This window comes from Pseudomonas sp., assembly GCF_032058845.1.
Taxonomy (GTDB): Bacteria; Pseudomonadota; Gammaproteobacteria; order Pseudomonadales; family Pseudomonadaceae; genus Aquipseudomonas.
In genome coordinates this window covers 23,566-34,911 of sequence record NZ_DAMCCR010000039.1, presented here as the reverse complement: position 1 = coordinate 34,911, position 11,346 = coordinate 23,566, and the positions used below count along the sequence as shown (strand labels likewise).

Annotated in this window: 12 protein-coding genes; 3 read left to right on the top strand and 9 right to left on the bottom strand. The window is 63.1% G+C overall.

Annotated elements, in window-relative coordinates:
• The first annotated feature begins 177 nt into the window (after positions 1-177).
• Positions 178-1,170, top strand: coding sequence for a YihY/virulence factor BrkB family protein (locus RT028_RS09835; RefSeq protein ID WP_312934529.1), 993 nt, complete (start codon positions 178-180; stop codon positions 1,168-1,170).
• Positions 1,171-1,192: 22 nt separating this feature from the next.
• On the opposite strand, the gene RT028_RS09830 is transcribed toward RT028_RS09835, so the two are convergent.
• Positions 1,193-1,606, bottom strand: a complete 414-nt coding sequence (locus RT028_RS09830; RefSeq protein WP_312934528.1) for a GNAT family N-acetyltransferase — start codon at positions 1,604-1,606, stop codon at positions 1,193-1,195.
• Between the two features lie 69 nt (positions 1,607-1,675).
• A complete protein-coding gene (locus tag RT028_RS09825; RefSeq protein ID WP_312934527.1) occupies positions 1,676-1,987 on the bottom strand; it encodes a DUF962 domain-containing protein in 312 nt (103 codons plus the stop codon).
• A 135-nt stretch (positions 1,988-2,122) separates the two neighbouring features.
• On the opposite strand from RT028_RS09825, the gene RT028_RS09820 reads away from it, so the two are divergent.
• Positions 2,123-3,163: an AraC family transcriptional regulator gene (locus tag RT028_RS09820; protein WP_312934526.1), complete on the top strand. Its 1,041-nt coding sequence runs from the start codon at positions 2,123-2,125 to the stop codon at positions 3,161-3,163.
• On the opposite strand, the gene RT028_RS09815 is transcribed toward RT028_RS09820, so the two are convergent.
• Positions 3,120-4,574 (bottom strand): TrkH family potassium uptake protein, encoded by a 1,455-nt coding sequence (locus tag RT028_RS09815; protein WP_312934525.1) that lies wholly within the window; start codon positions 4,572-4,574, stop codon positions 3,120-3,122. The two genes, RT028_RS09820 and RT028_RS09815, sit on opposite strands and share 44 nt — an antisense overlap.
• A gap of 763 nt (positions 4,575-5,337) precedes the next feature.
• On the opposite strand from RT028_RS09815, the gene RT028_RS09810 reads away from it, so the two are divergent.
• Positions 5,338-5,892: a nitroreductase gene (locus RT028_RS09810; RefSeq protein WP_312934524.1), complete on the top strand. Its 555-nt coding sequence runs from the start codon at positions 5,338-5,340 to the stop codon at positions 5,890-5,892.
• A 203-nt stretch (positions 5,893-6,095) separates the two neighbouring features.
• On the opposite strand, the gene RT028_RS09805 is transcribed toward RT028_RS09810, so the two are convergent.
• From RT028_RS09805 to RT028_RS09780, 6 genes are all read right to left on the bottom strand, one after another.
• Complete coding sequence (locus RT028_RS09805; RefSeq protein WP_312934523.1) at positions 6,096-7,427, bottom strand: HAMP domain-containing sensor histidine kinase; 1,332 nt, start codon at positions 7,425-7,427, stop codon at positions 6,096-6,098.
• 70 nt (positions 7,428-7,497) lie between these two features.
• The gene (locus RT028_RS09800; protein WP_312934522.1) at positions 7,498-7,914 is read right to left on the bottom strand and encodes a Spy/CpxP family protein refolding chaperone; all 417 of its coding nucleotides are present in this window, start codon (positions 7,912-7,914) and stop codon (positions 7,498-7,500) included.
• 570 nt (positions 7,915-8,484) lie between these two features.
• Complete coding sequence (locus RT028_RS09795) at positions 8,485-9,486, bottom strand: metallophosphoesterase (RefSeq protein ID WP_312934521.1); 1,002 nt, start codon at positions 9,484-9,486, stop codon at positions 8,485-8,487.
• 180 nt (positions 9,487-9,666) lie between these two features.
• Positions 9,667-10,344, bottom strand: a complete 678-nt coding sequence (locus RT028_RS09790; RefSeq protein WP_312934520.1) for a response regulator transcription factor — start codon at positions 10,342-10,344, stop codon at positions 9,667-9,669.
• A gap of 72 nt (positions 10,345-10,416) precedes the next feature.
• Positions 10,417-10,716 (bottom strand): YciI family protein, encoded by a 300-nt coding sequence (locus RT028_RS09785; protein ID WP_312934519.1) that lies wholly within the window; start codon positions 10,714-10,716, stop codon positions 10,417-10,419.
• A 1-nt stretch (position 10,717) separates the two neighbouring features.
• A complete protein-coding gene (locus RT028_RS09780; RefSeq protein WP_312934518.1) occupies positions 10,718-11,314 on the bottom strand; it encodes a septation protein A in 597 nt (198 codons plus the stop codon).
• Between the last annotated feature and the right edge of the window lie 32 nt (positions 11,315-11,346).

Here is an 11,346-nt window from a genome sequence, read left to right as displayed (position 1 = left end):
CGCACGGTGGTGTGAGAGGACGGCGGATGTGAATCCGCCTCCTACTCGATCCCGGCGCATGCCTGCGCTACATTTACATGAGCACTTACAGCCTGGACGCTGTCCATGGGACAGGTTGTTTCTTATCAGGCCATCCCGTGGGTCTGCCTCGATGATCAAGCGGCGAAAGGAGACGCTATGATTTTCCCCGTCCTGCAAGGCCTGCCCCTGCACCGTGTACTTGTGCGTACCGTCAACGAGTTTCTTGACGACGAAATGTCTACCTACGCCTCTGCGCTGGCGTACCAGATGCTGTTTTCCCTGTTTCCCTTCCTGTTGTTCCTGATTGCCCTGATCGGCTTTCTGCACCTGCCGGACTTCTTCTCCTGGTTGCGCCTGCAGGCGGAATACGTCCTGCCACCGCAGGCACTGGAATCGGTCAACCCGGTGATCGACCAGCTGCAGCAGTCCAAGGGCGGCCTGGTATCGGTGGGTATCGTGATCGCGCTGTGGACCGCCTCGGCCGGCGTACGCCTGATGATGAGCGCCATGAACGCGGCCTACGATGTGCCGGAAGGGCGGCCGGTCTGGAAACGCATTCCGCTGTCGATCTTCTACACCATCGGCATCGCCGGCATGCTGCTGTCGGTTGCAGCGCTGATGGTGCTCGGGCCCCAGGTCATGGAGTGGATCGCGGCGCAGATCGGCATGCAGGAGATCGTCGTTACCTTGTGGACGATCCTGCGCTGGCCAGCAATCATCCTGCTGATGATGGTGGCCGTGGCGGTCACTTACTACGTGATGCCCGATGTGAAACAGAAATTTCGCTTCATCACCCCAGGATCGGTCCTGGCCGTGGTGGTGTGGATCGTCGCGTCGTTGGGTTTTGCCTACTACGTCAAGACGTTCGCTGACTATAACGCCATGTATGGCAGCATCGGCGCGATCATCGTGCTGCTGTTGTACTTCTACATTTCCTCGGCCGTGTTGCTGCTGGGCGCGGAAATGAATGCGGTGATCGAGCACATGTCTGCCGAAGGCAAGGACCCTGGCGAGAAGGACTTCGACGAAGGCAAGGACGGCGAGACCATCAGCGTTCTGGGCCACACCCATGCCGTCGATGAAAAAGCGGCCGCCAATGCCCAGGCCAAGGCCGATACCCCCGCTGATCCACGAACCCGTACGCCCTGAACCGGGGCCTGCCGAGCGCGGCCTAGCGTGGGTCGCGCTGCAGTGCTACCAGCGCCTTGCTGCGCTGGTAGCGTTGCAGGCGACTCGCCAATGCCTCCGGCAGCGCCGTTGCCATGCTGAACCCCGACCGTTCGTAGAACCCCACCAAGGCTGGCTCACAGAACAACCAGGCTGGGCCGTGGACGTTCGTCAGCGCCGCCTCGATCAGTGCCTGACCGGTCCCTCGACCTCGCTCGGCCGGGGCCACCAGCAGGCTGGTCAGCCATTGGCCCTGGGCGACGGGCGTCAGGCACAGGCCGCCGATGATTTCATGCCGACGCGCCACCCACATCGCCGCTTCCCCGGAAGGCTTCATGCGTGAGTGGTGCTGGCGGTAAAACAGTTGCAGGAGTCGGCGTTGGGCCGCTGGAAGTGCGTAGCAATGGTATCCAGGCATGTTGCGAGGGGCTCTAGAGGCGCAGTTGATCAGCGCCGCAGCCTAACCAGCGAGCGCCGCCTTGGCCAGTCAGAGGCTCACTTTGCCGCGCAAGACGTCGCGAAACATCGCGAAATCCCCGACCAGACTATAAAACGGGTAGGTAAAGGTGGCCGGACGGTTCTTTTCGAAAAAGAAGTGCCCTGCCCAGGCAAATCCATAGCCGGCCAGGGGTACGGTGAGCAACAGCAGCCAGTTGGCACTGCCAATGCTGAAGGCCAGCAGGGCGATCACCAGTGCCGTGCCGACAAAGTGCAGGCGCCTGCACGTCGGGTCACTGTGTTCACCCAGGTAATAGGGGTAGAACTCGGCGAAGCTGTGAAATTGCGCGTGACGATTCACCTTTGCACTCCTTGCAAACAGCGATTGGCGGCGTGGCAGATGAATCGAGTCTAGAGTCATTGCTCATCAGGGCCAGTGACAATAGGCGCCAATTGAGTATCCTTTGAAATCATCGACACCGTGGTCAGGGCACGTATGAGTGAGAGAACCACATCTGCCAGTTGGGCATCAGGCATCGTCAAGGCCCTGGAACTCGAGGGGCTCGACTGCCCGGCCATGTTCAACAGGCTGGGGCTGGACTTCGCAGCGCTGGACGACCCCGACGCGCGCTTCCCTCAGGATGACATGACCCGCCTGTGGCAACTGGCGCAGGAGCTGTCGGGCAATCGGGCCATCGGCCTGAACATGGCCAGGGTGGTGCGCCCCGCTTCCTTTCATGTGGTCGGCTACGCGTTGATGTCGAGCCGTACCCTGGCCGAAGGCTTCGACCGGCTGGTGCGCTACCAGCGCATCATCGCCGAAAGCTCCGACCTCAGTTTCACCCTCGGCCCGCAGGGCTACACGTTGATGCTGACGGTGCACGGTGATCACCTGGTCCCCACCCGGCACAGTGCCGAGGCTTCGCTGGCCTGCGCCTTGTCGCTGTGCCGCTGGCTCAGTGGTCGGCCCATCGTGCCGCGCCAGGTGCGCGTGCTGGGGCCGCAGCCCAGGGACGTCGAGCCCTACAAGGCGGCGTTTCACGCACCACTGGTGTTTGGCGCAGAGCAGGACGCGCTGGTCTTCGATCGGGCCGACATGGAGCTGCCGCTGCCCACTGCAAACGAAGCCATGGCGGTACTCCACGACCGCTTCGCTGGCGAGTACCTGGCACGCTTTTCCGGCAGCCGTGTCACCCATCGGGTACGCCAGGTACTGTGCCGCATTCTGCCGCAGGGTGAGCCCAAGCGCGAAACCCTGGCCCAGGCCCTGCACCTGTCACAGCGCACCTTGCAGCGGCGTCTGCAGGAAGAGGGCACCAGCTTCCAGGCACTGCTGGACGACACCCGCCGTGAGCTGGCCGAGCAGTATCTGGCGCAGCCGAACACCACACTGCTGGAAACCGCCTATCTGCTGGGGTTTGCCGACCCGAGCAATTTCTATCGGGCGTTTCGTCGCTGGTTCCAGGTGACCCCGAGCGAATACCGCGCCCGGGTCAATGACGCCAGAACGCCGGCATGCACAACACCAGCACCGTGATGATCTCCAGGCGTCCGAGCAGCATGCCGCCGGCCAGGATCCATTTGGCGGCATCCGGGAGGCTGGCATAGTTGCCTGCTGGCCCGATCACCTCGCCCAGCCCAGGGCCGACCCCCGATACCGTACCGGCGGCGCCCGTCAGCGCGGTCATCCAGTCAACCCCCAGCAGCGACAGCAGCAGGGCGATGAAACCGATGGTGAAGCCGAAGAAGAACGAGAACGTCAGGATCGAGCGCACGATCTCTTCGTCCAGACGATGGCCGTTGTACTTCTGCTTGATGACCGCGCGCGGGTGGATCAGCTGATTGAGGTTGGCCTTGAGCAGGATGTACGCCACCTGAAAGCGGAAGATCTTGATGCCGCCGGCGGTCGAGCCTGAGCAACCGCCGATGAAGCCCAGGTAGAAAAACAGCATCAGGGAAAAATTGCCCCACAGGCTGTAGTCGCCCAGGGCAAAGCCCGTGGTGGTGACGATCGACGTCACGTTCAGCGCCACGTGGCGCAGGGCGTCGAGCCAGTGCAGGTTGGTGGTGGCCCAGTACCAGGTGCCCAGCACGATCCAGGTGGCCACCAGCAAACCCAGCAACCCCTGGATCTGCTGGTCGCGAATCAGCGCACCGCGATTACCGCGCAAGGTCGCCACATACAGGGTGAACGGCAGGCTGCCGCAGATCATCACCACCACCGCGACCCAGTGCACGGCCGGGATGTCCCATTTCGCCAGGGACTGGTCGGAGGTTGAAAAGCCCCCGGTGGAAATCGCCGACATGGCGTGGTTGATGCCATCGAACAGGCTCATGCCTGCCCACCAGAACGCCAGGCTGCCGAGCACGGTGATGCCCACATACACCAGCACGATCGACTTGGCGACCATGTGCGAGCGCGGCATCACCTTCTCGGAGCGGTCCGATGACTCGGTCTGGAACAGACGCATGCCGCCAATGCGCAGCAGCGGCAGGATCGCCACCGCCATGGCGATGAAGCCGATCCCGCCCAGCCAGTGCAACATCGAGCGCCACATCAGAATGCCGGGCGAGAGGTTGTCCAGCCCGCTGAGTACCGTGGCGCCGGTGGCGGTAATGCCCGACATGCTCTCGAAAAACGCATTGGTGTAGCTGATGTGCTGGGTGAGCAGAAACGGCAACGCGGCGAAAATGCACACCACTACCCAACTGCTGACCGTCAGCAGGTACATGTCGCGCGGGCGCAGGTGCACGTGTTCGGGGCGCCCGGGGAGGATCAGGGTCAGGCCGGCAATGAAGGTGATCAGGCTCGACCAGAGGAACGAGGGCAGGTCGTGGGTGCGCTCGAACAGCACCAGGGTGGCCATGGGTACCACCATGCTCACCGCCAGGGTGATGAGAAAGATGCCGATGATGAAACCCAGGATTCTTAAGGTCGGCAACGCCATGTGATGAGCTCGGGGGTCGAATCGAAGGGCGACATTCTACCTGCGGCTCGGTTTAAGTAAACGCTGGAGCGGTTCGCCTGAAAGCGGTTTCGCGCTGGTGTCCGCCTGCCGCAACGCGCTGCGCTGCCGCGCAGGGAACAGGTGCTGCAGGCTCTCACCCTTGGAGTGGCCGCCTACCTGGCCGTGCGAACCCGAGCTTCCGTGCCATGCCTGCAGCGACCGGTCCGGCGCTCCGGTTAGTCGCGATGGGCGGCGGAGCAGCCTCAACGGCTTCAGTCGCGCTACAGCGGGCGGTAGGCGTCGCCTGAGTCAGGCCGGCGTTGCCGGCCATCGCGGCTGAAGCCGCTCCTACCCTCTTATTGGAGCGCCGGACCGGTCGCTCTCACAGGATTTCTATTGTGGTAGGCACGCGTATTTCTGCAAAAAAAATGCGGGCCTTGTAGGAGCGGCTTCAGCCGCGATGGGCGGCGTAGCCGACCCAAGACTGCGATCACTGTCTGCCTGCTGTTACGCGTTGTTTGAGTCAGGCCGGCGTTGCCGGCCATCGCGGCTGAAGCCGCTCCTACCCTGTGAACGCGGCCGGTCCAGCGCTCCGGTTAGTCGCGATGGGCGGCGAAGCAGCCCCAATGGCTGCAATCGCGCTTTATCGGTGTTGTCCGCGGGTACTGTGCAGTAGTGCGCAATCCCCCACGCTTCGCGTGGATGAATTTCCTGCGGGGCCTGGTGCAGAATGCCTGCACATTCCTTGACCCAGAGGTAGCCGATGGAGGCTCTCGACGCTTTGCTCAACCGCGTGTCCGTAGCGCGCCTGACTGACCCCGCGCCTGACGCGGCTCAGCGCGAAGCGCTGTTCCAGGCAGCCCTGCGTGCCCCCGATCATGGCCAGTTGCGGCCGTGGCGGTTCCTCACCGTCGAAGGTCAGGGGCGCGAAGCCTTGGGTGAGCTGTTCGCTCAGGCAATGCAGGCCAAGGGTGAGCAAAGCCCGGAAAAACTCGACAAGGCGCGCGGCATGCCGCTGCGGGCGCCGTTGTTGATCGTGGTGATCGCCACACTGCATGACCACCCCAAAGTGCCTGCCTACGAACAGCGCCTGGCGGCAGGTTGCGCCGCTCACGGCATCCTGCTCGCCGCCCACGCCCAAGGGATCGGGGCCGTGTGGCGAACCGGTGACCTGGCGTATGACGCGCACGTTCAGCAGGGCCTGGGTCTGACCGCCAACGAGGAAGTGATCGGCTATATGTATGTCGGCACACCTGCCAAAGAACCGCGCGATGCGCCGGTGCTGCAGACCCAGGACTTCGTGCAAGCCTGGGGCTGATTGCTGCGGGCGCGGAAGCCTGGCTTCCCGCGTCCGTCAGCCGGCCAGCGCTTTGGTCGACGGCTTCAGGCTCGCCCATCAGCCGGCCAGTGCCGTGGCTGGGTGCTTCAGACTTGCCCGTCAGGCGGCCAGCGCCGTGGTTGGCCGCTCCAGGCTCGCCGTCCGCCGTCCACTGCCGTGGTCGGCTGCTTCAGCCGCGTCCGTCAGCCGGCCACCACCGTGCTTGGCAGCTCCAGTCGCGCTTCGAATCCGCCTTGCGGGTGATTGCCCAGTGCCAGCACCCCACCATGGCGCTCGACCGCCTTGCGCGCGATGGCCAGCCCCAACCCATGCCCCGAGGCTTGCTGCCCGGGTGCGCGGAAGAAGGGCTCGCCCAGTTGCGCCAGGTGTTCGGCAGCCACGCCTGGGCCGTGGTCGCGCACAGTGACAATGATCCGCTCCTGATCACGCACGGCCCGCAGTTCGATAGGCATGCCGGGCGGGTTGAAGCGCAGGGCATTGCGCAGCAGGTTGTCCAGTGCCCGCTCGATCAGCGTGGGCCAGCCTTGCAGGGCCAGGCCGGGTTCGGTCTCCAGACGGATGTCCTGTTCGGCATCATTGAGCTGCGCATCCTTGCGCACGCTGCCGAGCAGCGCGTTGAGGTCGACCGGTTCGGCATGAGCCTGTTCCGCGTCGACGCGGGCCAGCTCCAGGATCTCGCTGATCAGGTCTTCCAGCCGATCGCACTCACGCGCCAGGCGTGGCCACAGTGCCTGGCGCTGCTCGGCGTTGGCCCGCTCGGCCAGGGCCAGGGCCACGCGCAGGCGGGCCAGGGGCGAGCGCAGTTCGTGGGAGACATCACGCAGCAGCTGGCGCTGGCTGCCAATCATGCTCTGCAGGCGTGCGCCCATCTTGTTGAAGTCGTTGGCCAGCACGCCGAACTCATCGCGCCGGCCCGCCAGACGCGCCAGACTGTTCTGCTGGTAGCTGGTCTGCCCAAGGTCGTGCACGGCCCCGCGCAGGCGGCTCAAGGGACGGGTGATCGACAGGGTCACGAGCAGGCTGAACAGGGTCAGCACCACCAGGGCGATCCCCAGTGCACTCAACGGCCAGAGCAGACTGTCGCGGTGCCAGGCGTCCAGCTCCGGGTGCGGGATGCGGTAGATGAGCAGGTAGGTCTCGCCCGTGGTCGGGCTGATGAACTCCTGGGTCAGGCGACGCCAGGGCAGGCGCCGGTCGTCGTTCTGCTGGCGCGCCTCGAAGTCAGCCGCGCGGCGCGGAAAGGTGCCGGGCACGACCGCCTCGCCGCTGTCATTGAGCACCTGCACATCGATCTTGTACTGCTGTTTGCGCCGTTCCAGAAAGCGCTGCGCCGGCGCCACGCCTTGCTGCTCGTAGCGTGTCGTCCACTCCTTGGCCAGATTGCTCAGGCCAGGGTGACGACTGAGAATCCAGGCGTCCTGATTGAGCACATGCCCCATCAGAATCGACAGCCCGGCCACCAGGGCGATGGCCAGCCAGAAGCTGGCCAGAATACGCCAGAACAGGGATCGCAAGGCAAGCACCTCCCATCAACGAGAAAAGCCCGGCCCGCAAAAGCGCGGGCCGGGCAGAGAAGCCGACAGCTTACTGGGCCTTTTTGGCTTTTTCAGCTTTCCAGGTCTGGAATTCCTGCCATTCGGCGGCACGGGCGTCACGTTCTTTCTGCAGCTCGTCGAAACGCTTCTGCTGCTCGGGCTTGAGCAGGCCGCGAATTTCGGATTGCGTCTTGTCGCGGCTGGCCTTGGCTTCCTTGTCCATCGCCGTTTTCTCGGCGGCGGGCAGCTTGTCCATGTAGCGATCGTGGATCTCGCGGTCAGCGCGGCGCTGCTGATCCATCAACTGATCGACCTGCTGGCGCTGTTCACGGGTCAGGTCCAGCTGAGCGAACGGACCACCACGGTGCGGCGGGCCATCGTGACGTGGGCCACCTTCAGGCGGCATGGCCATGGCCACAGTCGGCAAGGTGGCGGCGAGCAGCAGGGCGGTGAGGGTCTTGCGCATGGTGTATCTCCTGTCATGGACCGGCGATTACCGGATGAGCCCAGTCTAGGGAGATGAAAGTCAAAGGCGGTCAGGGGAGGGTAAAGGCAGGGTAAAGACAGGTAGAGCGTTGCTGATGCTGTTTCCCTGCACAACCGTCTCTGGAGTGCTGAACTGATGCCAGACGGTTTTGAGTTGTTCTTCGTTTTTGCCGGCGCCACTCGCTCGCTGAATGGCTGGGGTAGGATCCAGGTGCAGTCGCTCATCAGGTACTGGCTAATGGCTCGTTGAGCTTGCTGCCCAGCAGTGTTCGCGGCGGCGCCTGCTCTGGCGCAGGCAGTAGCGCTACAGTCTCCGATGGAGCTGAGGGCGGCGGTATGTAAGGCGTTTCGAATCGAAGAAGCCGCTCGGTGCATAGGTCCACAATAAAACGCCGCAGTGCAAGGGCCAGGCGTTCCGAGGCGCTTGAACCGAGCTTTTGAGAGTGCATCGTCAAGCAAGGGCTGGTGCGCAGTCATCACGCCGAAGGTGGGTTGGGAGCGACCTGAAAAACCTCAAGGCCCTCAAGGGTGACTGTGTCCTAAAACCTGCTTAACCCAGTAATCGTCGGAGAAACCCCTCGACTTGGGTGTTCTTGTGCCTGGCACATAGCTCGTCGAGCCTGGCGCGCCGATTTTTTTCGGTCGCAAGGCTTAGACCATGCAGCGCGTTGATCAGCCGCTGTTGTTCATCAACGCCGTCGTGAACGTGTTGCCACATCGAAGTGATCCGCTTCACCATGAGCGCCAGCTCTGCGGCCAGAACCTGGGCCTCGATGAGCTCGTTAGCGTCCACTGTCGACGTGAGAGCCCCGGCACACCGCTCAAGCGCTTGGAGTTGATCGCTCAAGCATTCGGCCTGCTCGATCGATGCAGCAACACCGTCAACGAAGACCTGGTCATCCTGAACACTGAAAATGGCCAGAGAGCCGTCGATACCTCCGGTGATGTCCAGCGCCAGCACATTGCCTAACCTCAGCGGCTGCGGCGTCCACGTATGCCCAGTGCAGACGCGCCATACGCCCGGCACGCCTTCACGCTGGTGCTCAATGATCCGCTCTCGCCCCCATAGGGCGGTTTCCTCGATTGCAGGCTCGCCGAGCTGCTCGACAAAGGTCGGCCAGGTCATGCCCGCCGGCACATCGGCGTGCACGACACCGACGACGCCCTGTTCCGACTCGACCTCTATGACAATCGGCAGGCTCCGGAGCTTGTCGATGATCATCGCCTTGGACTCATCAGCGATCGTCATCCACCAGCCAGCGCCATGCGCCGAATAACGAGCCTCTGGATCGGCTTCATAAGCGTCGATCAGCATTCGCTCGTGGTTCCCAAGGACACTGAAGAACCAAGGCTCGCCGAGCAGCTTCAGCCCATCCAGTACACCACGCCCGCGGTCGATCAGATCACCCACGGCGATCAGTCGATCCTTGGCTTCATCGAAGCCCAGCGCGTGCAGGCCGCGGTGCAGATCGACGGTTTTGAAGTGGATGTCTCCGACCACGAAGTCACGCCCGTGGAGATTTCTGGGGAGCTGAAGCACCTTGGAATTCATGGGGTAGGCTGCATCTCCGTCCCGTTGCCAATCTGTTGAGAACCGTTCATTGCTGCTTGCCAAGCGCAGACGCTGGGGAAAACTGCCGCTTAACCCTGCCCCGCACAAACTCTTTGATCCTATGGCTGGAGTCCGCTGCACGGTCCGTCCCGGCTAATCCGAGCGCACTCCACTCGTGCATCACAAACTGTAGTAATACCCCCGACTACGTAACGCCACCACCCGCGGCCGTCCATCAGGATGCGGCCCGATCTTGCGCCGCAAATTACTGACATGCATATCCAGACTCCGGTCATACAACGTCAGCTTGCGCCCCAACGCCAACTGCGCCAGCTCCTGCTTGTCGAGCGGCTCTCCAGGCTGGCGCAACAACGCCTCCAGAATCCGACTCTCCGACAGCGTCAGGGTCATGTCCCGTTCATTGATGCTGGCCACCCCACGCACCGGGCTGAACACCAGATCGCCAATTTCCATCTGCGTCGGTGCGGCAGTCGGATGGCTGCGGCGCAACACCGCCCGCAACCGCGCCGTCAGCTCGCGCGGATCACAGGGCTTGGCCAGGTAGTCATCGGCGCCCAGCTCCAGCCCGAGAATGCGGTCCAGCGGCTCGCCGCGCGCCGATAGCATCAGCACCGGCAGGTCGGTGTGTTCGGTACGCAACTGCTTGAGCAGCTCCAGCCCGCTGCCATCGGGCAACATGACATCCAGCACGACCGCAGCCGGAGCCTGCTCGGCCAAGGCCTGACGCGCACTCTGGCCGTCGTGACAGGCGCGGACCACGAACCCTTCCTGGTTCAGCCAGCTGCCGAGCAACTCGCAGAGTTCCTGGTCATCATCAATCAGTAACAGCTCACTCATGGCTTACTCGACGCGAAACATGGATTGGAGCGGCAGGTGCCTGTGCAAGAGACACGCGCGCCGCCCCAAAGGTCACGGCAATACCTGTTTGAACGGTTTGACCACGACCTGTTGGTACACGCCGGCCGCCACGTACGGGTCGGCATCGGCCCAGGCTTGCGCGGCAGCCAGCGAGTCGAACTCGGCGACGATCAGGCTGCCGCTGAAGCCCGCTGCGCCAGGATCGTTGCTGTCGATGGCCGGGTGTGGGCCCGCCAGAACGATGCGGCCAGCGGCCTTGAGCTGTTGCAGACGCTCCAGATGAGCGGGGCGAGCGGCCAGGCGCTTGTCCAGGGAACCTTCGACGTCGCTGGCGATGATGGCGTAGAGCATGTCAATCCTTGGGTTTGGTGGGAGGGGTGTCACTGTCGTTCAAGTGGCGCGACAGGTAAATGCCTTGGGCAACCAGGAAAATCACCGTCATGCCCAGGCTGCCGAACACTTTGAAGTCGACCCAGAAGTCTTCGAAGGTGAAGGCCACGTACAGGTTGGCCGCGCCGCAGAACAGGAAGAACACCACCCAGGCCATGTTCAGACGCAGCCAGACCGGCTCGGGCAGGCTCAGCGCATGGCCCATGAAGCGTTTGACCAGCACCTTGTCACCGATGAAGTGGCTGCCCAGAAAAGCCAGGGCGAACAGCCAGTTCACCACCGGCGCCTTCCACTTGAGAAAAGTGACGCTGTGGAAGGCCAAGGTCAGACCGCCGAACAGCAGGCAGGCGATCAAGGTGAGCCACTGGCCCTTTTCCAGCTTGCGCTGGCGGATGAACAATGCGCCGTAGACCACGATGGAGGCCGCGATGAGGACCTTGGTGGCGCTGTAGATGCCGCCCAGTTCGAAGTCATGCCCAGCCAGGTCGACCATGCGCGGGTCGAGCTTGTAGACGATGAAGAACAGCAACAGCGGGATGAAATCGATGAATTGTTTCACGGTGGCAGCCAGAAGCGGGATGTGGCGGCATA

What these genes read in the sequence shown, in the direction of transcription:
- RT028_RS09785 (WP_312934519.1), bottom strand. Translation starts at nt 10,716, where the DNA reads ATGCTCTACGCCATCATCGCCAGCGACGTCGAAGGTTCCCTGGACAAG.
- RT028_RS09790 (WP_312934520.1), bottom strand. Translation starts at nt 10,344, where the DNA reads ATGAGTGAGCTGTTACTGATTGATGATGACCAGGAACTCTGCGAGTTG.
- RT028_RS09835 (WP_312934529.1), top strand. Translation starts at nt 178, where the DNA reads ATGATTTTCCCCGTCCTGCAAGGCCTGCCCCTGCACCGTGTACTTGTG.
- RT028_RS09810 (WP_312934524.1), top strand. Translation starts at nt 5,338, where the DNA reads ATGGAGGCTCTCGACGCTTTGCTCAACCGCGTGTCCGTAGCGCGCCTG.
- RT028_RS09795 (WP_312934521.1), bottom strand. Translation starts at nt 9,486, where the DNA reads ATGAATTCCAAGGTGCTTCAGCTCCCCAGAAATCTCCACGGGCGTGAC.
- RT028_RS09830 (WP_312934528.1), bottom strand. Translation starts at nt 1,606, where the DNA reads ATGCCTGGATACCATTGCTACGCACTTCCAGCGGCCCAACGCCGACTC.
- RT028_RS09815 (WP_312934525.1), bottom strand. Translation starts at nt 4,574, where the DNA reads ATGGCGTTGCCGACCTTAAGAATCCTGGGTTTCATCATCGGCATCTTT.
- RT028_RS09820 (WP_312934526.1), top strand. Translation starts at nt 2,123, where the DNA reads ATGAGTGAGAGAACCACATCTGCCAGTTGGGCATCAGGCATCGTCAAG.
- RT028_RS09800 (WP_312934522.1), bottom strand. Translation starts at nt 7,914, where the DNA reads ATGCGCAAGACCCTCACCGCCCTGCTGCTCGCCGCCACCTTGCCGACT.